Below are 19,628 nucleotides of genomic sequence, written 5' to 3' on the forward strand. Positions count from 1 at the left end.
CTAGTGGTTCATCACAGTGGTTTTGACTCTTTGGCGGCAACTGGATAGGCGCGACCGAGTTTGGCGCGGGCTTTGTCGGTTGTGAACATCCATTTGATGCGGTCTCGCGCCTTGTTTCGCTGCCGTTGCCATGCTGCGATTTCTTTTCGAAGCCTTTTGGGATCGTCGATGCGACGGCCGAGACACTGGCGCTGCAGCACGCTGATCTCGCACTCGACCATATTGAGCCAGCTGGCGTGTTTCGGGGTGTAGTGGAACTCGAGGCGGCGCAGGATGCGACGGGCCTCGGCAGGCGCAAATGCCTGATATAGCGCGCCGGCCGTATGAATCGACAGATTGTCCTGCACCACACGGATGCAGGCGGCATTGGGATAGTGGACGTCGACGAGTTCGCGCATGCAGTGCGCGTAGTCGACCGCGGCGCGGTGGTCTGTAACCTTGACATTGCGCCAGCCGCGATGCGGATCGAAGGTGACGAAGAGATTGACGGTACCGTTGCGGCGATATTCGTAATCGTAGCGCTCGCGCTGTCCCGGTTGGGCAGGGATCGGCTGGCGTACCTCGCCGATCAGCTGGACTGGGGTCTCGTCGAAGCAAACCAGGGGCCGCTCGGGATCCGGCGCCTCGGCGTAGAGATCGAGCACATCCTCCATCCGGGCGACGTATTCGCCGTCGACATGAGGAATGCACCACATATCCCGGCGCCACGGCTTGAGGTCGTTGTCGGCCAGCCGGCGGCGCACGGTCTCGCCCGACAGGCTGGCGTGATCGGTGAGCTTGACCATCGCGTCGGCCAGCAATGTCAGCGTCCAGCGTTTGCGGCCGGCGGGCGGCTTGGCGCATGCCGTCGCCACCAGCAGGGCCTCTTCCTTGCCTGTCAGCTTGCGTTCCGCGCCCGGACGCGGCTCCTCACTCAAGGCCCGCTCCAGATTGCCTTCTACGAAACGGCGTTTGGTCCGGCCGACGGTGGAAAGGCTGACCCGGACGGTTCGGGCAATCTCCGCGTCGCAGCTGCCTGAATCGGCCGCCAGCACAATCTGAGCCCGTTTGAGTTTGCGGGCGGAATGCGTGCCGCCGCCGAGCATTGCCGTCAGTTCGTCCCGCTCGGCTTGGCTCAATTCGACCCGATAACGTACATTCATGCTTCGCCTCCTTGTCGGAGGCCGGGACGAATCCAGCTATGAGTCAAAAATCAGGCGCGCACTTCACCGAGAAGCAGGGACACTATCTCGCTTTCATCCATACCTACTCGTACATGTTCGGACAGCCGCCCGCCGAGGCCGACATCCAGCGGCATTTCCGCGTCAGCCCGCCGTCAGTCCACCAGATGATCCTCACCCTCGAACGCAACGGGTTCATTCGTCGCCAGCCCGGCGTCGCTCGAAGCATCGAGATCCTCTTGCCACCCGAAAAGTTGCCTATCCTCGGATGGCTCGGTATCAAAACGTCAAAATCACTGTGATGAACCACTAGCATGGTCCGACCATGCGGGGGCGAGTGGAATGCGACTCATCGTGCTGACTGTGCTTGCGCTGCTGGCGTCGCCGGCCTGCGCGCAATCCGGCAATTCCGACCGCTCCATCACCGACAAGCTGCCGCTGTTCGCCAAGAACAACTGCGCGCAGAATCGCGATCCCGCCAATCAGATGTTCTGCGGTGACGCCGAGCTCGCCGCCGCCGCCGAAAAATTGAGCGGAGCGATCGAAGCGCGGCTGGCCCGCCTGCCCGATCGCCTGCCGGCGATCGAGGAGAACGCGATCTGGATCCGGCAGCGCAGTCTCGGTTGCGGCATCATCGGCCAGGCCGCGGTCCGCTACGAGGATGTCGACCGGGTCAAGGCCTGTCTCCTCAAGGTGACCGAGGAGCGCACCGCCATCCTGCGCGATCCCGATTTCGATTGCCTCGCGGCCAACACGGCGGCGGGCGCGCTGATCTGTGCCGATCCGTCGCTGGCGCTGACCGAAACGGAGCTCAACGGCCAGGTCCTCGGCCTGATCAACAAGCTGAACCCGACCGAGGCGCGCTTTGCCTTCGCCGAATATGGCCGCTGGACCAGGGAGCGCGACCGCAAATGCAATCTGGTCGGCAAGGAGAACGTGCCGCTCCAGGAGCTTTCGCCTGCGGAAGACTGTCTGACCGAGTATCTGAACCGCAAGACCGCTGAGATCTTCGCCGCCAAGGGCGATCCGAAGAAGGTGTTCGGCCGGCAGGTCGCGGCGCGGCTGCCCGACACCGATGCCGTCGACTTCTGCGCCGCGCGAATTCATGCGGCCAATGCCTGCGGCAACTTCATCCGGATCAACCGCGTCTACGCGGTCGACAGCCAGGTGAGCGAGCAGGAGGCGCAGGTCATGGGCGAGATCGAAATGGTCGTGCTGGCCCCCTTCACCGCCTGCAGCAAGATTGCCTCGACCTGCACCGGCACCTGCTGGGACACCAGATCCGGCCGGCCGCAGCCGGGCGCCGCCAACAAAGAGCGCTCCGCAGAAGCCTTCAACGTGACACGCCGCTTGAGGATCCAGCGGACCTTCGCCTTCGTGAAAGCCGCCGACGGCTGGCGATGCCGGGAAGACGAACTCGCGCCGGTGAGCTCGGGCGTCGCCACGGGCGGGTCTTAGCCGTTTCCTCTTCCTTCTCCCCTTGTTGGCGGTGGGTCCGAAGGGGTTCACCGCCAAGTCTCATTGCCAAGTCTCATTCAGCGCGCAAATGCTCCAGCATCCGATTGCAGGCCTCCTCGGCCTCACCAAAGGTCTCGAATGGTGATCCGCTGATCTTGATCGCGCCTCTGGTCTCATAGAGGGGTCGCCAAGACGCGACATAGCCGGGGCTTCCGTGAAAGCCGGTCCCGGTCCGACTTTCGAAGCTGATTGCAAACGAAAAGCCGTCGCTGCTCGCGCTCCATACGTCCATGTGCTCGACGGCACGGTGGAATTGCAGAGACACGAGCCAGTCGCTCTCCTAAGGCCAACGCGCGACAATGCAGCCAATCATCTCCGCTCCCGCGCGGTGGCCCCTGCCGGGATGTTGAGTTGTCATTTCAAAGCATGACCTCACTCGGGACTAGTGTACTTTGGGGCATAAACGATCGCGATGGCGATACACTTTCGGGTAGCGGATGCGGTCGTTGCCCGCCACTACCGCATTTCGAGCTCCTTGATCGCCAAAGCCGCGATTTCGGCCGGGTGATGGACACCGCTTTGGGCGATCTCGATGATCTTCTTCGCGACCATCTCCGCAAGCGGGTCGTCGCGATCCTTCACGCAAAGTGTATGGAGCGCCTGGCCGTACGCTGCCGTGATGCGGCTGACCATTTCCGCGTCCAAATCGAGGGTGTGCGATCCCAGGTAGGTAGACATGTTCTTGGCCTCCCAAGCCCGCGCGGGTACCAAGGGCATGATATCACGGAACTCAGTTGGCGATCGGAGAACTACGGGCCCTCAGAGAGCCGCGTCAGCGCCAAGCCGGGGGCGGTCGCGCTTTTGGTCCTGCTCGCGATGGGCAGATTGCTCGCCCACGACCACGGGAATGAGAAGACCGCCAACTTGGGGCGGCCTAATTCTTACTTCGGCTGTAGGCCCGGCGTGGCCAGCCATTCTCTCAGGTGAGAAGCGGTCTTGGCTCGTCGAGCCTGGCGAACAAGCCGCTCTCTGCCAGGCGGAACGCCTTGAGCCTCTTCCCTCAGACGCTGCGCATCCTCTACGAGCAGTTCTTCCAAAGTGGTATTCTTGAAACGAAGTCTTCTCAGCATGGCCTTGCTCCCTGGAATGCAGCGCGATCGCTCTCTCAGCTACCGGCGCCTACAGAAAGTCGGTCTTGGCTGGTTCAGTCTTGGCTCGTTCAGTCTTGGCCGGTCATGCAGGGCAACGCCTCCACACGGCCAAGGTTGCTAAGCCGGCTCGAGCTGCACGCCGCCTTGAAGCGACGAGCAGCCACGATAAATTCACCGATGACAAAAGATTTCGGTTCCACCGGATCGGGATAAGTTCGATGCGCGTTGTCATGGCGGCGGCAGGAAGGCCGTGCACATGCAAGGAGGCTGTGCACATCAGGGCTAACGGTGGCAGCCATGGTGGACCCTCCTCCAACCCGTGCCCATGATCCATTCCCCGGTTTGGAGCCGGAGCACCGCCGAGCGATTTGCGACGAAATTGGCGGGCAACTTCGCGGCGCCCTCGCGGAGGATGCCGCGCCGTTACCATCACGACTGCAAGGACTGGTCGAGCGGCTTACCGAGGTGGACGGCACGCCCTCAATCGCTCCGGGCCGTCAAGACGATCCCGCATCCCTGCCGCTCTGGAAGCGGGTATTGAGATTTTGGCGGTTCACCTAGGGGCGATGCCGCGAAGACGAACTCGCACCGGTAAGCTCCGGCATCCCCCTCAAGGGCAGGGTGAACAACACCGCATCAGAACATCAGATTGTCCTTCACCAGAACCCAGCGACCGCCCTTGACCTGCTGCACCTGGGTAATGGTGTTGGCGAGGTGGTCGGTCTTGGAGAACTTGGTGGGCGGCGAGCTGAAGATGTCGAGGAATTTGTCGCCCGACTCCAGCGAGTCCAGCATCTTCTGGCCCGTGAGATCCTTGCCCGCCTTCTGCGCATAGAAGGCGAAGGTCATCACCGCGTTGTAGCCGATGATCGCCTGGGTATTGGCATCGGTGTTGAACATCTTCTTGTAGTTGACGAGCCAGTCGTGGACCTTGCCCTTGGCCGTGTCCTCGTACGGTATCTCGAATCCGCTCGCGGCATAGAGCCCTTCGACGGCCTCCTTGCCGAGGGTGGGCACTTCCAGCACGTTGGTCGGGGTGGCGCCGAGGAAGGTGACGTCCCAGCCGAGCTTCCTGGCTTCCGTCATCGCGCCGATGGTCTCGCGGATCACGGTGCCGAGCACGACGAGATCGCAGCCGTCGGACTTCATCTTGGCGACCTGCGCGCTGAAATCGGAGGCGCCGCGCTTGTAGCTCGTCACCGAAGCCGGCTGCACCTTCATGGCCGTGAGCTGCTGGTTGAAGCCGTCGAGCACGTTCTTCCCGTATTCGTCGTCCTGATGCATGATGCAGGGCTTCTTGAAGTTCTTCCACTCCATCATGTATTTGAGCGCGGCGCGCGTGCTCTCGACGTAAGGCAGGAGGTTGTTGAACTTCAGCCGCTCCTGCGGCTTGGCCGGATCGAACTTGAAGGTGAACTCGGCCGCCGTCAGAGGGAAGAGCTGTAACACGCCGGCGTCGAACAGCGTGTCCTGCGCCGCCAGCACGGTCGGCGAGCCCATCGGCCCGATCATCGCGAAGATCTTGTCGCGCTCGACCATCTTCTGCGTGGCGAGCACCGCCTTCTTCGGATCATAGCCGTTGTCCTCGAGGATCATCTTGATCTTGCGGCCATTGATGCCGCCGGCCGCGTTGACCTCCTCGACCGCCATCTTCATGCCGTTGGAGACCGGCACGCCCCAGACCTTGATCGGCCCCGATAGATCCTGATGGGTGCCGATGACGATCTCGGATCCCGAGATGCCCTCATTGGTGACCTTGGTTTGCGCCGCGGCCGGCAGACAGGTGAGCGCCACCGCGCCTACCGCAAGGCCGAACGCTCTCAACGATTTCGACATTGACGTCTCCTCTCCCTTAAGGCCCGTGTTGCGCGAAGGCGGGGCCACCGTTCCTTCTTCTTTTCTGCGCATGCCCCTTCGGGGACACGCGTCTTCACGCCACCGCGCGCTCGCGATACATCGCGTCGATCTCGGCGGCATAACGCTTGTTCACGAAGCTGCGCTTCAGCTTCATGGTGGGCGTCAGCTCCTCATCCTCGGGGGTGAGCTGACGCTCGATCAGGTAGAACTTCTTGATGGCCTCGACGCGGGCGAAGTTCACATTGACCTGCTCGATCTCGCGCCAGATCAGATCCTGGATCTCCATCGCCCGACACAGGCTCGCATAATTGGTGAAGGGGATGTCGTGGTCCTGGGCGAATTTCTCGACATTCTCCTGGTCGATCATGACGAGGCAGGTGAGGTATGGCCGCTTGTCGCCGATCACCACGGCGTCGGAGATGTAGGGCGAGAATTTGAGCTGGTTCTCGATCTCCGACGGCGTGATGTTTTTGCCGCCGGAGGTGATGATGATGTCCTTCATCCGGTCGGTGATCCTGACGAAGCCTTCGTTGTCGATGCTGCCGACGTCGCCAGTGTGCAGCCAGCCGCGCGCATCGATCGTCTCGGCCGTCTTCTCCGGCTGGTTCAGATAGCCCATGAACAGGAAGTCGCCCCGGATCAGGATCTCGCCCTCGGGCGAGAGCGACACCTCGCCCCAGGGCACCGCCTTGCCGACAGAGCCGAGCTTGATGTGCTCGCCCGGCATCATGGTCGCGACCCCGCAATTCTCGGTCTGGCCGTAGACCTCGTGCATGTCGATGCCGAGCGCGAGATACCATCGGATCAGGTCCGGCGCGATCGGCGCCGCACCGGTGAACGCGGTGTGGCAGCGATCCAGTCCGATCATGCGGCGGATGTTGCGGAACACCAGGCGATAGGCGATGCGGTTGGCAATCCGAAGCAGGAGCGGCGGCGCCTTTCCCTCGAGCCGGCAATCGGTCATGCGGAGGCCAACGTCGATGGCGCGGCGATAAACCCATTGCTGAAGCGGCGTCGCGTCCTTGAGCGCAATGGTGATGGCGGAGTAGAACTTCTCCCAGATGCGCGGCACCGCAAAGAAGACGGTGGGCTGCACCTCGCGCAGATTGTCCGGCACGGTCTCCGGGCTTTCCGCGAAATTCATCACCGAGCCGAGCGCGACCGAGATGTAGTAGCCGGCGACCCGCTCGGCGACATGGCAGAGCGGCAGGAAGATCAGCCGGTCCTCATCCTCCCGAGAAGGAATGAACTCGTTGGCGTGGCGCATCTGATGCGTCACGCTGCGGTTGGAATGCATCGCCCCCTTGGGCGGGCCGGTCGTGCCGGAGGTGTAGACGAGAATGACAAGATCGTCCGCGCTGCGGCTGTCAGTCATCTCCTGCCACAGCGCCTCGCGGCCGACCATGTGATTGCGGCCGAGCGCGCGAAACTCGTCCAGCGACATCACCATGTCGTCGACGAAGCCGCCGAGGCCCTCCATGTCGAACACGATGATCTTCTGCAAGCTCGGGCAGCGCGCACGGCAGGCGAGGATCTTGTCGAGCTGCTCCTCGTCCTCGGCGAAGATCACCTTCGTGCGGGAATCGTTCACGAGATATTCGACCTGGGCCGACGCGTCGGTCGGATAGATGCCCGAGGAGACGCCGCCGGCGCACAGGATGCCCATGTCGGCATAGACCCATTCCGGCACGGCGTTGGCGATGATGGAGGCGACGTCGCCGGGCCGGAAGCCAGTCGCATGAAGCGCGTAGGCGATCTCCTTGGAAATCGCGAGCCACTCGCGCCAGCTCGTCGGCTGCCAGATACCGAACTTCTTTTCGCGAATCGCAGGCCGGTCTCCGCGCGTCGCAACCGCGCGCAGAAAGCTCCTCGCGATCGTGTCAGCGACCGTCAGCACCGCCGGTCGGGCCATGCCATTCCCTCCTTGTCGCTTTCCCTCCGCTGCCTGCCTTGCCGGCGGTCTATGTCTTGCGGACGGGCAACCTCATTTAACGCCACGTTTTCTTCTTTTTCCAGCGCCGTTCGCCCCGCGCGCCCTGCTCTTTGGCGCCAAGGTAGAATTCCTGGATGTCCTGGGAATGCATCAAGCGGTCGCAGGTGTCGTTCATCACGACACGCCCGATCTCCAGCACATAGCCGTAATGCGCCGTCTCCAGCGCCACCTTGGCGTTCTGCTCGACCAGCAGGATCGACATGCCCTGCTCCTCGTTGACGCGGCGGATGATCGTGAAAATCTCCTTCACGAGGATCGGCGACAGCCCCAGCGACGGCTCGTCGAGCAGCAGCAGCGTCGGTCGGTTCATCAAGGCGCGCCCGATCGCAAGCATCTGCTGCTCGCCGCCGGAGAGCTGGCCGGCCGGCTGGTCGATGCGCTCCTTCAATCGCGGGAAATAGCCGTAGACCCGCTCCAGATCCTCCGCGACGCCGTCGCGATCCCTGCGCGGATAGGCCCCCATCATCAGGTTCTCGCGCACCGAGAGGAACGGGAACACCTCGCGCCCCTCCGGCACGTGGCTGAGGCCGAGGCGCACGATGCGGTCCGCCTCCATGCGCTGGATCGGCTTGCCCAGGAACTCGATCGTGCCCTTCTGCGGATCGAGAATGCCCGAGATGGTCTTCAGCACCGTGGTCTTGCCGGCGCCGTTGGCGCCGAGCAGCGCGACGATGCGGCCGCGGGGCACCTCCAGCGAGATGCCGCGGATCGCCATGATCGGCCCGTAATAGCTCTCGACGTTGGAGAGCTTCAGGATGATGTCGGGCGTCGCGGTCGCATCCATCGCGTCAGGCTCCGAGATACGCGGCGACGACGTCGGGATGCTGCTGTACCTCGGCGGGCGAGCCCATCGCCAGCACCCGGCCGTAGTTCAGCGCGATGACACGGTCGGAGACACGGTTGACCAGCGTCATGTCGTGCTCGACCATCAGCACGGTAATGCCGAGCTCGCTCTTCATGTCGCGGATCCAGAACGACATGTCGTCGGTCTCCTCCACGTTCAACCCCGAGGACGGCTCGTCCAGCAAAATCAATTTCGGTTCGGAGCACAGCGCACGCGCGAGCTCGATCACCTTGCGCACGCCGTAAGGCAGGCCCGAAATCAGCTTGTCGCGATAGGGCTCGAGATCGAGGAATTCGATGACCTGCTCGACGCGGCGGCGATGCACCTTCTCATTGGCCCGCACGCTCGGCAGGAACAGCAATTCCTGCCATAGCTGCGTGGTCGAATGCCGGTGGCGTCCGACCAGGAGGTTGGAGAGCACGGTCGCATTCTCGAACAGTTCGATGTTCTGGAAGGTGCGGGCGATTCCGAGTTTTGCGATGTCGTAGGGCGGCTGCTCGGTGATGTCCTGGTCCTCGAAGAAGATCCGGCCCGAGGTCGGCCGGTAGATCCGCGAGATCAGGTTGAAGATCGAGCTCTTGCCGGCGCCGTTCGGCCCGATGATCGAGAGGATCTCGCCCTTCTCGACCGCGAACGAGACCGCATCGACCGCCTTCAGTCCGCCGAAGTGCAGCGACAGGTTCTCGGCGCGGAAATAGCTCATCGGTTCCGCTCCGATTTGACGTAGATCTTCTGCCGCTTGAAGGTGGCGCGCTTGTAGAGCGGGAAGAGCTGGAAGAAGAGCTTGATCTTGAGCCAGCGGCCGTAGAGCCCGAGCGGCTCGAACAAGACGAACAGCATGATGATGATGCCGTAGATCGCGCCTTTGAGGCCGTTCAGCGAGGCGAAGGCCGCAACCTTGGACTGGATGTTTCCGGCCGTCTCCGTGCCCGCCCCGAGCGTCGCGGCAACGCCGGCGATGATGCCGGGCATGTCGTCCTTGAGGTAGGTCAGGAACGGGTCGATCATCACGATGAAGATCGCCCCCAACACCGCGCCGTGCAGGCTGAAAGTGCCGCCGATCAGGATCACGATGATGAACTCGATCGAGAGCTGGAGCGTGAACATCTCCGGCGAGATGAAGGAGAGCTTGTGCGCGAACAGCACGCCGGCAAATCCGGTGATCGCCGCCGAGATCGCGAAGGATTTCACCTTGTAGAGCGCGACATTGACGCCCATGCTGCGCGCCGCCGTCTCGCTGTCGCGGATCGCGACGAAGGCGCGCCCCGTCGGCGAGCGCAGCAGATTGAGCGTGCCGACGATGGTCAGCACCAGCACCCCAAGGCAGAGGAAATAGAACATCGGGCTGTCCCGCGGCACCGCGACGCCGAAGAGCGACAGCGTCTTGATCCGCATGCCCTCATTGCCGTTGGTGACGCTTTCCCAGCGCGCCAGGATCTCCTCGACGATGAAGGCGAAGGAAATGGTGGCTATGACCAGATAGATGCCCTGGAGCCGCAGCGCCGGAAAGCCGACCAGCGCGCCGATCAGGCCGGTCAGGGCGCCGGCGGCGAGGAAGTAGATCGGGAACGGCACGTTGTATTTCTGCAGGTAGGCCGCCGTGTAGGCCCCGATCGCAAGGAACGCGGCATGGCCGAGCGAGGCCTGCCCGGTGAAGCCGGTCAGGATCAACAGCGCCACGCCGACGGTCGCATAGATGCAGACGAAGACGAGCTGGCTCATCAGATAGCTGGAGAGCACGTAGGGCGCGATCAGCAGCACAGCGATCAGCAGGCCATACGAGACTGCGTAGCCCGAATGCGGAAAAAGCCTGATGTCGTCCTCATAGTCGGTCTTGAACAAAAAGCGCATGGCGTTCAGACCTTCTTGCGGACGTGAAGGCCGAACAGGCCTTCGGGCTTGAGCAGCAGCACGGCGAGCAGCACGATGTAGGGCGCGACGTCCTTCCATCCCTCGGGCAGATAGAAGCCGGCCATGCTCTCGATCACGCCGATCAGCACGCCACCGACGACCGCGCCGGGAATCGAGCCGAAGCCGCCGAGCACGGCGGCGGGAAACGCCTTGAGGCCGAGCACGAGGCCGACATTGGAGTGGATGAAGGTGATCGGTGCCAGCAGCACGCCGGCGCAGGTCGCAACCGCGGCGCTGATCGCCCAGACGATCGACACGACGCGCTTGACCGGGATACCCATGTAGTAGGCGGCCAGCATGTTCTCGGAGCTGGCGCGCATCGCGGTGCCGAGCGTCGTCTTGTTGAAGAAGAGATAGAGCAGCGTGCAGAGGATGATCGTCGCGGCGATCACCGAGAGCTTGTCATAGGCGAGCACCAGCGAGCCGATACGCAGCACGCCCTGGCTGAACGGGGTGTCAATCTTGAAATCGTCGGTGCCCCAGATCATGCCGGCGACCGAGCGCAAGAAATAGCCGAGCCCGATGGTCGCCATGATGATGGAGAATTGCGGATAGCCGAGGATCGGCCGCACCACCACGCGCTCGGCCAGCATGCCGAACAGCGCCATCGCCGCAACCGCGCCGGCGAAGCCGACCCAGTAGTTCAGGCCCATCATGCCGATGAAGGTGAAGGCGAAGAAGCCGCCCAGCATCATCAGGTCGCCCTGGGCGAAATTGACGACCTCGGTGGCCTTGTAGACGAGCACGAAGCCAAGCGCGATCAGGCCGTAGACGCAGCCGAGCGCAACGCCGCTGACCAGCTGCTGAACGAAGTCCAGCATCGCCGTGCATCCTCCCGATGCAACCAGCGGTTCTTTTGACCGCCTCGTCGCATCTTGTGTCCAGTCGCTACGCAGTCGTTTCACCGCGTTAGCGCCACTTGTCCCTGCGCCAATTCAGCCTGAACCGTCCAGCGCTGTCAACAAACGGTGACTTGCCTTTAGTCGATACCGGATGACGAAATTTGCGGCCGTAGATTCACGGTGCCGAAACATCTTCGGGCCATGGTCGCGGCAGTGCAAAACCGGATGGTATGGCCGTCATGAAGCCGGACAACTCGGCACTGGAAGTCCGAGGGTTAACGAAGCGTTTTGACCGTTTGGCGGTCGATAGCCTCGATCTCACCATCCATGCCGGTGAATTCTATGCGCTGGTCGGCCCCAACGGCGCCGGCAAGACCACCACCCTGCGCATGGTTGCGGGCCTGCTCAGGCCCGATGCCGGCGCGGTGTCGATCTTCGGTATCGATGCGCTCGCAAGTCCCGTCGCCGCCAAGCAGGTGATGGCGTGGGTGTCCGACGAGCCCATGATTTATGACAAGCTGACGCCGCTCGAATATCTCGAATTCGTCGCCGGCCTCTGGGGCATCGCCCCGTCGGTCTCGGAACCGGTCGCGCAGGAGCTGTTGAGCTCGCTCGGTCTCGACGCGCACCGGCACGAGCGCTGCGAGGGCTTTTCCAAGGGCATGCGCCAGAAGGTGGCGCTCGCCGGCGCGCTGGTGCACGATCCCCGCCTCATCATCCTCGACGAGCCGCTGACCGGATTGGACGCCGTCTCCGCCCGCCACGTGAAGGGGCTGCTGAGCGAGCGCGTCCGCGCCGGCTGCACCGTCATCATGACCACGCATATTCTCGAGGTCGCCGAGCGCATGGCCGACCGCATCGGCGTGATCGCGTCCGGCCGTCTGGTCGCCGAGGGCACGCTTGCCGACCTGCGCCGGCAGAACGGTCATGCCGATACCAGCCTCGAGGAGCTCTTCATCGCGCTGGTGACGCTCCAGGCTGCGGCATGAGCTCGGCGACGGCCCTCTCCTGGTTCGCGCGCCACGAGCTCCGGCTCGCCTGGCGCGAATGGCTCGCGATGATGACGGGCGGGCGCAAGCGCCGGCGCGCCGCGGTCATCGGCCTCATCCTCTTCGCCGCATTGCTGCATGTGCCGGCCTGGGCAGTGATCGGCCGCTTCGCCGACCTGCAACTGCCCCTCGACAAGTCGTCGCTGATCGTGATCACGACGACGATCGTGCTGGCCTGGACGTTGATGCTGTCGCAGGCCATCGAATCGGTGACGCGGGTGTTTTACGCCCGCGCCGACCTCGATCTCATCATGTCCTCGCCGGCGACGCTCACCAATTTGTTCTCGGTGCGCATCGCCGCGATCGCGCTGGCGATCACGGTGATGGCGCTCTTGTTCTCGACGCCGTTCATCGACGTGTTGGTGTTCGGCGGCGGCGTGCGCTGGCTTACGGCGTTCGGCGTGGTCATTGCCATGGGCCTGTCGGCCGCGGCGATCGCGATCGCCGTCACCATCCTCCTGTTCCGGCTGATCGGGCCGGCGCGGACGCGGTTCGTTGCCCAGATCCTGGCCGCGATCATCGGCGCGGGCTTCGTGATTGCGCTCCAGATCGCCGCGATCATGAACTACGGCACGCTGTCGCGCTTCACCATATTGACGTCCGATGCCAGCGCCGCCTACGCGCCCGATGTCGACAGCATATTGTGGTGGCCGGCGCGCGCGACCATGGGCGACAGCGCGGCGCTATTGTCTCTGCTTGCCCTCGGGCTGGTGCTGCTCGGAAGCGTGATGGCGCTGTTCTCGGGCCGCTTCGCCGACACCGCGATCGACGCCGCCGGCTACGGCACCGCCGGCCGCCGGCGTGCCACGGAGCGTCCCTTCCGCGCCGGATCGCGCCAGCAGGCGCTGCGGCGCAAGGAGTTCCTGCTGCTCTGGCGCGATCCCTGGCTGATCTCGCAGACCTTGATGCAGTTGCTCTATCTCGTGCCGCCGGCGCTGCTGCTCTGGCGCAGCTTTTCCGACAGTTCGGCCGCGCTGACGCTGATCGCGCCGGTGATGGTGATGGCGGCCGGCCAGCTCGCCGGCGGGCTCGCCTGGCTGACCATTTCGGGCGAGGATGCGCCGGACCTGGTTGCGACCGCACCGCTGTCGCCGGCGCGCGTAATCCGCGCCAAGATCGAAGTGGTCCTGATCGCGATCGCCGTCATCTTCACGCCGCTGGTCGCAGCGCTCGCCTTCGCATCACTGTTCCAGGCTGCGATCACCGCTGGAGCCATCATCGTCGGCGCGGCCTCCGCCACCGCGATCCAGCTCTGGTTCCGCGTGCAGGCCCGGCGCAGCCAGTTCCGCCGCCGCCAGACCTCCTCGCGGCTTGCGACCTTCGCGGAAGCCTTCTCGTCGATCGGCTGGGCCGCCACCGCCGCGCTCCTGCTCGCCTTGCCCATTGCGGGCCTCGTCAGCGGACTGATCACCGCGGGCCTCGTCGCCATCACCTGGAAGTTCAGCCCGCGCAGGGAGTGAGAGCTCATGCTCCAGAGCGCGATGAGCCTGGAATGAATCGTCGTCGCGCTATGGGTTGTTGGTTGAGCATGATCTTTCGGACGTTAGGTATCGAAAGCCGGTTGTGCACTGCGTACCGCGCCGACCTTCCGCCGATCCATCAAGCGCCTGACCCAGTTACGTCCGGGCTCTTCGACAAATCGATACGTTGCTACCGACAGCAGGACGGTCAACAGCAGCATCGCAATTTGCAGGAGATCACCGAGCCAAAGCGATCCATTTATGGAGACCACTTTCGTCGGTTCATGGCCCGAGCTCAACGCATAAGAGACAAACAGGTCCATATGTCCGTGGCGCTCGACGACCATGAGGACTGCCCGCGCAACCGCCCTGACGAGCGGATGCAGCATGTAGATCGAATAGGTCAGCGTCCCGATCATGAGCATGAATGGCACCGTCAACCGGCGGCTGACCGCGCCAGCTTCACGCGCGAACACCAGAACGACCAGCGTAAACACCAGTGGCGATGCCACCTGTAGAGTGACGCTGCTTCCGGCGACCGAAACATAGCCCACGACGAGCATGAAACTCGCAGTCTCCAGCCATGTCTCGTCGGACGGCACTAGGCGTGCGCGCAACACCGGAAAGCGCTCTCGTAAATCGAAGGAGACAACGCCAAGCGCGAAACCATAAAGGCAGCGCACGAGGCCATAGTCATAAGTCGCATTCATCCCATCCGGGCTGATGGTGGCGAGCACGGCCGGCCCGGCAATGATCGGGAGCAGCCAAGGCCAGATCGTCGGCCCGATCCTGCTTACGACCGCGGCGAAGATCACATAGGCTGAGAACTCGGCGCTGATGCTCCAGCTCGCAAAGTTCAGCCAGTTCTGCGGATTAACGCCGAGTCCCTGGAGGAGAAGAATGTTGGTGACGATGGCCTGCAGGAGGTTCGGGCCGATACCGTCCTTCGCAGCGTCGATAGGAATGAACAGCAGCAACGTCAAGAGATGCAGCGGATAGATCCGCCCAAGCCGCAGGGCGAGGAAACGGCCCGTGCCGAAGCCCTCGGCAAGACGCGAACGATAGTTCGACGCAATGACAAAGCCGCTCAACACGAAGAAGAAATCTACGAACAGGTACGCATTCCTGGTGAGCGGCAGGAAGGACAGATGGCTGATCACGTCGAAGTGAAACATCGCGACCATGCAAGCGCAAATGCCACGCCAACTGTCGAGTGCATGATATCGGGTGATATTTTCAGCCGAGTCCATTGCGAACGGGTAGGCAAGATACCCCACCGTCACAAGCAACGGTTGAATCTATGCTTAATGTGGGACGCGATCCCGGCACCAAGCAGCACTCCTCGTGGCTGGGCCAGCATCGCTCCCGATGTCTCGACCTATACGTTGAGCATCCAGAACACCAGCGCCGCGATCCACTGTGTCACCGCCCAACTCTCTTGAGCTGGCCTCACTTTTCCGGATCATGCACTCGACGGCATGACGCCAGAACAATTCGAAGATACACTGACTGGATTGTCGACTGAACGGCGGGCGGATCTGTGATGTCGCGACTGTTGCTGACGGCTTTTGCGTTCCTCGGTTGGCTGCTGGCACCTGCCCTCGCCCAACAGCAGCCGCAGCGCAGCGAGTGCCTGGCGATGGCGAACGCGGCGCCGCGCCCGGTGCCGGTCGCGTTTCGGCAGGCGGCGAATGTGGCCGAGGTCGAGATCACCTATGCCGGTCACTCCACCTATTTCATCGACACGCCGGCCGGCCTGCGCATCGCGACCGACTATAGCGGCGCCTATCAGGTCGGCCGCCTGCCCGATGTCGTCACCATGAACCGGGCCCACAGCACCCACTACAGCCTATTCCCCGACAGGCGCATCCCGCATGTGCTGCATGGCTGGGGCGAGGACGGCAAGCCGGCGCTGATCTCGGAGCGTATCGGCGACACCTTCATCCGCAACGTCACGACCGACATCCGCCGCTATTTCGGCGACGATATCGGCGCCGACATGATCCGCGACGGCAATTCGATCTTCATCTTCGAGGTCGCGGGCCTCTGCATCGGCCATCTCGGCCATCTCCACCACAAGCTCGACGACAGCCATTTCGCCCAGATCGGCCGGCTCGACATCGTGATGGTGCCGATCGACGGCACCTACACCATGTCGCTGGAAGGCATCTCGGAGATCACCAAACGGTTGCGCGCCTCCGTGGTGCTGCCGATGCACCGCTTCGCCACCCCGCTCGACGACTTCATGCGCCGGATCGGCAAGGAGTTCGAGATCGACCGGCGGCTCGAGCGCAGCTTCCGCATGTCGCGCGATGCGCTGCCGGCGACGCCGACGGTGATCATCCTCGACGGGGTCTGACGCGCAATTTTCTCCAAGTCGCCGGCCATCCGTTCGTGCTGATCTGCCCTTGACGGGAGATCATCATGAGCGACTTTGCGCGATTTCTGCACGCGGACGGACCGCACCCCGAGCACGCCGCTGCACTCCAGCTTTACGGACAGTTCGTCGGCGACTGGGTCGCCGAGATCACCGCCCATGGGCCCGACGGCACCACGCACACCGCGCCCGGCGAAATCCATTTCGGCTGGGTGCTCGAAGGGCGCGCCGTCCAGGACGTCTGGATGATTCCGCGCCCGGCGGGCGCGCCGGCCTTTCCGATCGCCGGCAACTGGTACGGCACGACGCTGCGGGTCTACGATCCCTCGATCACGGCCTGGCGGATCTCCTGGTTCGATCCCGGCCGCAGCGTGTTCCGCCAGCAGATCGGCCGTCCCCGAGGGCCGGATATCGTGCAGGAAGGCACGACAGACTCCGGTGACCTGACGCGCTGGAGCTTCACCGAGATCACCGAGGATTCCTTCCACTGGCTCGGCGAAGCCAAGCCCGCCACGGCGCCGGGCTGGCGGCTGCTCGTCGACGTCCGGGCGCGGCGCCGCAAGGACTGACGAAGGCGGCCGCATGGTTCGGGACGCGCCGCAGGGCGGCGCTCGTCGCCATGAGAGCCTAGGATTTCATCGCGCAACAAGACCTCGTCCGGAGGAGCCCGTCTACTGAAGGCGTCTCGAAGGATGAACCGCAACGAGGCTGCCTGCTAAACTTCCTTTCATTTGCGATTGCCCTGACGTGAAGAGGGGCCGGGATGAATTCCCGGCCCCTCTTCCGTCGCGGTCGCTGGGAAGCGTCTCGGAGAGACTAGCTGGCCCCCATGAGAGTCGCGGGGCGACGCTCACCGGGCGAGAGGAACATCTTCTTGAGCCTGTTGATGACGCGGACCATGAAGCCGATCAGCACCGGGTTGGTCTTGCGGCAGAAGGCGATCTTCTTGACGTGGCCTTCGACATGCCATTTGGCGTGGGCGCCCTCGCGGAAGAACACCACGTCGCCGACGCCGTAGCGCTTCGGCGGCATGCCTTCGCTCTCGAGCACGATCGATCCTTCCAGGATCATGATCGTCTCGTCGATATCGTAGTACCAGTTGAAGCGCCCTTCGGTGCACGACCAGATGATGGTCGAAGCGGTGCCGTCGCTGCTGATCGACAGCATGTGCGAGCGCGACACCGGATTGCCCTCGATGATCCAGGCCGGCTCGATCGGCCGCAGCTCCAGATCCACATTACAGCTTCCAGTTTCAATCAACGCGCGCGACATCGGCTTCCTCAATAGATACACTATGGTGGCCGGGTCGTTAGGCCCGGACGTTTCAAAAGATGTCCGAGACGCTAGTCGGGGGCTTTTAATTCTTCCTTACGCGAGCACCGACAATCAGCCGTAAGTTGCATGTGCGAAGCGCCTAACGTGCAGATTTGCCTGCAGATTCGCGCATATGAACCCGTCTTTTCCAGGGTGCGACAAAATGCGCGGAACAATAGAGACGGAGCGACGCCGATGCCCCTGAGTCCCGAGGTCCTGAGCAGCAACAGCGAAGCCGTCGCGTGGCTCAGGGCTTTCGATCTCTCGCTCGAGCCGGACGACGAGCCGTGGTTCTCCGTCGACGGCGTCGAAAAGCCCCGGCAGATCGGCAGCGACGGGGCCGGCGGCGCGTTCGTGCTGCTGCCCTCGCAGAATGTGCTCTACGTCTCATCGGGAGGCCGCGCCGGGATCATCGCAGGTACCTTCGAGGCATTCGTCCAGCTCGTCGTCGCCTGCCCCTATTGGCTCGATATCCTCAAATTCTCCGCGGGCGGCGACCTCGTCGAGATGCGGCGCGCGGCGATGGCGCTGGAGGCGACGCTCGACGACGAAGACGACATCAATGGCGCGCGCGACGGGGTCCGCGCCGCGCTCGACCTCTCCGAACTCGATGATCCGGTCGGCGCCCTGTACGACGCGGTCGCGGCTTCCGACACCATCGTGCGAGCCACCGATGGCAGCCCGTTCACGACGCTGTTCAACCGCTTCAGCGTCGACAGCAATCCGATGCTGCGCGACGCCGCGGCCTGAGGCGATACGCTCGATGTGAAGAAGTCAAGCAGTGCCCTTCGCCGGGAGTTTACCTCTCCCCAGCGGGGAGAGATGGAACGCGTTCCTTGGCTCGCACCCACGAATTCATCGCGCGTTACTTCGCCCACTCGCCCTTGCGGAACACCGGCTCCTTGCTGCCGTCGGAGAGGATGCCGTCGATGTCGGTCTCGGCCGAGCCGATCATCCAGTCGATGTGGATCAGGCTCTGGTTGCCGCCCTGCGCCGCGATCTGCTGCGGCGTGAGCTTGGCGCCGTTGACGAAGCATTTCGAGTAGCACTGGCCGAGCGCGATGTGCGAGGCCGCGTTCTCGTCGAACAGCGTGTTGAAGAACAACAGCCCGCTCTGCGAGATCGGCGAGGAATGCGGCACCAGCGCCACCTCGCCGAGACGCCGCGCGCCCTCGTCGGTGTCGAGCACCTTGTTCAGCACCTCCTCGCCGCGCGAGGCCCTGGCGTCGACGATCTTGCCGTCCTCGAAACGCACCGCGATGTTGTCGATCAGCGTGCCTTGATAGGACAGCGGCTTCGAGCTCACGACATGACCATAGACCCGCCGGCAATGCGGCGTGGTGAAGACTTCCTCGGTGGGGATGTTGGCGTTGCAGCTGATGCCGTTCTTGGCGAGTGAGGCGCCGCCTTCCCACTCATGTCCATCGGCGAGGCCGATGGTGAGATCGGTGCCCGGCCCGGTGTATTGCAGCGCGCGGAAACGCTTGCCGTTGAGCCAGTTGGTGCGCTCGCGCAGCACCGCATTGTGGCTCGCCCAGTTCGCGATCGCATCCTCGCGGTCGACGCGGGACGCCGCGAAGATCGCATCCGCCAGCTTGCCGATCGCGACCTCCTCGGCATCGCCGGGGAATACCTGCTTGGCCCAGGACGGGCTCGGATAGGCAATGATGTTCCAGTTGGTGTCGAAATTGACGATTTTCTCCAGCGCCGGCTGATAGGCCATGGAGTTGGCCTTGCTGGCGCGTGCGACTTTCGTCGGGTCCTCGCCCGAGAGCAGCATCGGATTGTCGCCGACGATGGCGAGCCGCGCGGTATTGTCCGAGAATGCCTTGGCCATGCCCTCATAGAGCCAGCCGGCGGCGCGATCGAAGCTGCTGTCGTGGCCGTTGCGATAGCGCGCCAGCGTCATCTCTTCATCCGACAGGATCGGCGTGACGATGCCCGCGCCCGCCTTGTAGGCATGCACGGCGATCCGCCGCACCAGGGGCAGCGCGATCGCCGGCGCCGTCAAAAGAAGGTCCTGTCCAGGCCGCAAGCCCAGGCCCACCTTCACCGCCACCTCGGCCAGCCGGTCGAGTTTTGCGGGATCGATGGGAGTGGCGGAATTGCGGTGATCGGTCATGCGTGGTCCTCTGTCAGAGTCTCTGTCTCATCTAAGTCTAGCATCGCGAGGCGCAATAGCGCGAGCGTCTTGCGACACCTGGAAGATACG

At 63.4% G+C, this 19,628-nt stretch carries 19 protein-coding genes; 7 read left to right on the forward strand and 12 right to left on the reverse strand.

Annotated elements, in window-relative coordinates; all coding sequences use genetic code 11:
- Nucleotides 1–11 precede the first annotated feature (11 nt).
- Entirely contained in the window at nt 12–1,142 is a 1,131-nt protein-coding gene (locus tag AXW67_RS25185; RefSeq protein WP_063675747.1) for an IS630 family transposase, read from the reverse strand.
- A 38-nt stretch (nt 1,143–1,180) separates the two neighbouring features.
- Between AXW67_RS25185 and AXW67_RS25190 the strand changes: the two genes are divergently transcribed.
- Both AXW67_RS25190 and AXW67_RS25195 read left to right on the forward strand, forming a co-directional pair.
- Nucleotides 1,181–1,462 carry a LexA family protein gene (locus tag AXW67_RS25190; RefSeq protein WP_063675745.1) on the forward strand — a complete coding sequence of 94 codons (282 nt, stop codon included), beginning with the start codon at nt 1,181–1,183 and terminating at the stop codon, nt 1,460–1,462.
- A 40-nt stretch (nt 1,463–1,502) separates the two neighbouring features.
- Nucleotides 1,503–2,618 (forward strand): DUF1311 domain-containing protein, encoded by a 1,116-nt coding sequence (locus tag AXW67_RS25195; protein WP_063680042.1) that lies wholly within the window; start codon nt 1,503–1,505, stop codon nt 2,616–2,618.
- A 516-nt stretch (nt 2,619–3,134) separates the two neighbouring features.
- On the opposite strand, the gene AXW67_RS25205 is transcribed toward AXW67_RS25195, so the two are convergent.
- The 8 genes from AXW67_RS25205 to AXW67_RS25235 all read right to left on the reverse strand — a co-directional run bounded on the left by AXW67_RS25205 (nt 3,135) and on the right by AXW67_RS25235 (nt 11,195).
- The gene (locus tag AXW67_RS25205; RefSeq protein ID WP_245283824.1) at nt 3,135–3,395 is read right to left on the reverse strand and encodes a hypothetical protein; all 261 of its coding nucleotides are present in this window, start codon (nt 3,393–3,395) and stop codon (nt 3,135–3,137) included.
- A gap of 442 nt (nt 3,396–3,837) precedes the next feature.
- Nucleotides 3,838–4,068: a hypothetical protein gene (locus AXW67_RS42170; protein ID WP_145927851.1), complete on the reverse strand. Its 231-nt coding sequence runs from the start codon at nt 4,066–4,068 to the stop codon at nt 3,838–3,840.
- Between the two features lie 337 nt (nt 4,069–4,405).
- Nucleotides 4,406–5,605 (reverse strand): ABC transporter substrate-binding protein, encoded by a 1,200-nt coding sequence (locus AXW67_RS25210; RefSeq protein WP_063680044.1) that lies wholly within the window; start codon nt 5,603–5,605, stop codon nt 4,406–4,408.
- 94 nt (nt 5,606–5,699) lie between these two features.
- Nucleotides 5,700–7,538, reverse strand: coding sequence for an AMP-dependent synthetase/ligase (locus tag AXW67_RS25215; protein WP_063680045.1), 1,839 nt, complete (start codon nt 7,536–7,538; stop codon nt 5,700–5,702).
- Nucleotides 7,539–7,614: 76 nt separating this feature from the next.
- Nucleotides 7,615–8,403, reverse strand: a complete 789-nt coding sequence (locus AXW67_RS25220) for an ABC transporter ATP-binding protein (protein ID WP_027549631.1) — start codon at nt 8,401–8,403, stop codon at nt 7,615–7,617.
- Between the two features lie 4 nt (nt 8,404–8,407).
- Complete coding sequence (locus AXW67_RS25225; RefSeq protein WP_063680046.1) at nt 8,408–9,166, reverse strand: ABC transporter ATP-binding protein; 759 nt, start codon at nt 9,164–9,166, stop codon at nt 8,408–8,410.
- Nucleotides 9,163–10,314 (reverse strand): branched-chain amino acid ABC transporter permease, encoded by a 1,152-nt coding sequence (locus AXW67_RS25230; RefSeq protein WP_063680047.1) that lies wholly within the window; start codon nt 10,312–10,314, stop codon nt 9,163–9,165. The genes AXW67_RS25225 and AXW67_RS25230 overlap by 4 nt, the downstream gene beginning before the upstream one ends.
- A gap of 5 nt (nt 10,315–10,319) precedes the next feature.
- Nucleotides 10,320–11,195 (reverse strand): branched-chain amino acid ABC transporter permease, encoded by an 876-nt coding sequence (locus tag AXW67_RS25235; protein ID WP_027549634.1) that lies wholly within the window; start codon nt 11,193–11,195, stop codon nt 10,320–10,322.
- Between the two features lie 260 nt (nt 11,196–11,455).
- Between AXW67_RS25235 and AXW67_RS25240 the strand changes: the two genes are divergently transcribed.
- Both AXW67_RS25240 and AXW67_RS25245 read left to right on the forward strand, forming a co-directional pair.
- Nucleotides 11,456–12,205, forward strand: coding sequence for an ABC transporter ATP-binding protein (locus AXW67_RS25240; RefSeq protein ID WP_063680195.1), 750 nt, complete (start codon nt 11,456–11,458; stop codon nt 12,203–12,205).
- Nucleotides 12,202–13,725, forward strand: a complete 1,524-nt coding sequence (locus AXW67_RS25245; RefSeq protein ID WP_063680048.1) for a hypothetical protein — start codon at nt 12,202–12,204, stop codon at nt 13,723–13,725. Before AXW67_RS25240 ends, AXW67_RS25245 begins: the two co-directional genes overlap by 4 nt.
- An 83-nt stretch (nt 13,726–13,808) precedes the next feature.
- Here AXW67_RS25245 and AXW67_RS25250 read toward each other — a convergent pair whose 3' ends face one another.
- Entirely contained in the window at nt 13,809–15,008 is a 1,200-nt protein-coding gene (locus AXW67_RS25250; protein ID WP_245315723.1) for an acyltransferase family protein, read from the reverse strand.
- Nucleotides 15,009–15,268: 260 nt separating this feature from the next.
- Between AXW67_RS25250 and AXW67_RS25255 the strand changes: the two genes are divergently transcribed.
- Nucleotides 15,269–16,084 carry an MBL fold metallo-hydrolase gene (locus tag AXW67_RS25255; RefSeq protein WP_063680050.1) on the forward strand — a complete coding sequence of 272 codons (816 nt, stop codon included), beginning with the start codon at nt 15,269–15,271 and terminating at the stop codon, nt 16,082–16,084.
- Nucleotides 16,085–16,149: 65 nt separating this feature from the next.
- Nucleotides 16,150–16,671: a hypothetical protein gene (locus AXW67_RS25260; protein WP_063680051.1), complete on the forward strand. Its 522-nt coding sequence runs from the start codon at nt 16,150–16,152 to the stop codon at nt 16,669–16,671.
- Between the two features lie 247 nt (nt 16,672–16,918).
- Here the strand turns inward: AXW67_RS25260 and AXW67_RS25265 are convergent, their stop codons facing one another.
- Nucleotides 16,919–17,374, reverse strand: coding sequence for a cupin domain-containing protein (locus AXW67_RS25265; RefSeq protein WP_027549639.1), 456 nt, complete (start codon nt 17,372–17,374; stop codon nt 16,919–16,921).
- 237 nt (nt 17,375–17,611) lie between these two features.
- Here AXW67_RS25265 and AXW67_RS25270 point away from each other — a divergent pair, with 237 nt between their 5' ends.
- A complete protein-coding gene (locus AXW67_RS25270) occupies nt 17,612–18,166 on the forward strand; it encodes a hypothetical protein (RefSeq protein ID WP_063680052.1) in 555 nt (184 codons plus the stop codon).
- Between the two features lie 115 nt (nt 18,167–18,281).
- On the opposite strand, the gene AXW67_RS25275 is transcribed toward AXW67_RS25270, so the two are convergent.
- The gene (locus AXW67_RS25275; RefSeq protein ID WP_063680053.1) at nt 18,282–19,538 is read right to left on the reverse strand and encodes an aminopeptidase; all 1,257 of its coding nucleotides are present in this window, start codon (nt 19,536–19,538) and stop codon (nt 18,282–18,284) included.
- Between the last annotated feature and the right edge of the window lie 90 nt (nt 19,539–19,628).

It is taken from the genome of Bradyrhizobium neotropicale (assembly GCF_001641695.1).
Taxonomy (GTDB): Bacteria; Pseudomonadota; Alphaproteobacteria; order Rhizobiales; family Xanthobacteraceae; genus Bradyrhizobium; species Bradyrhizobium neotropicale.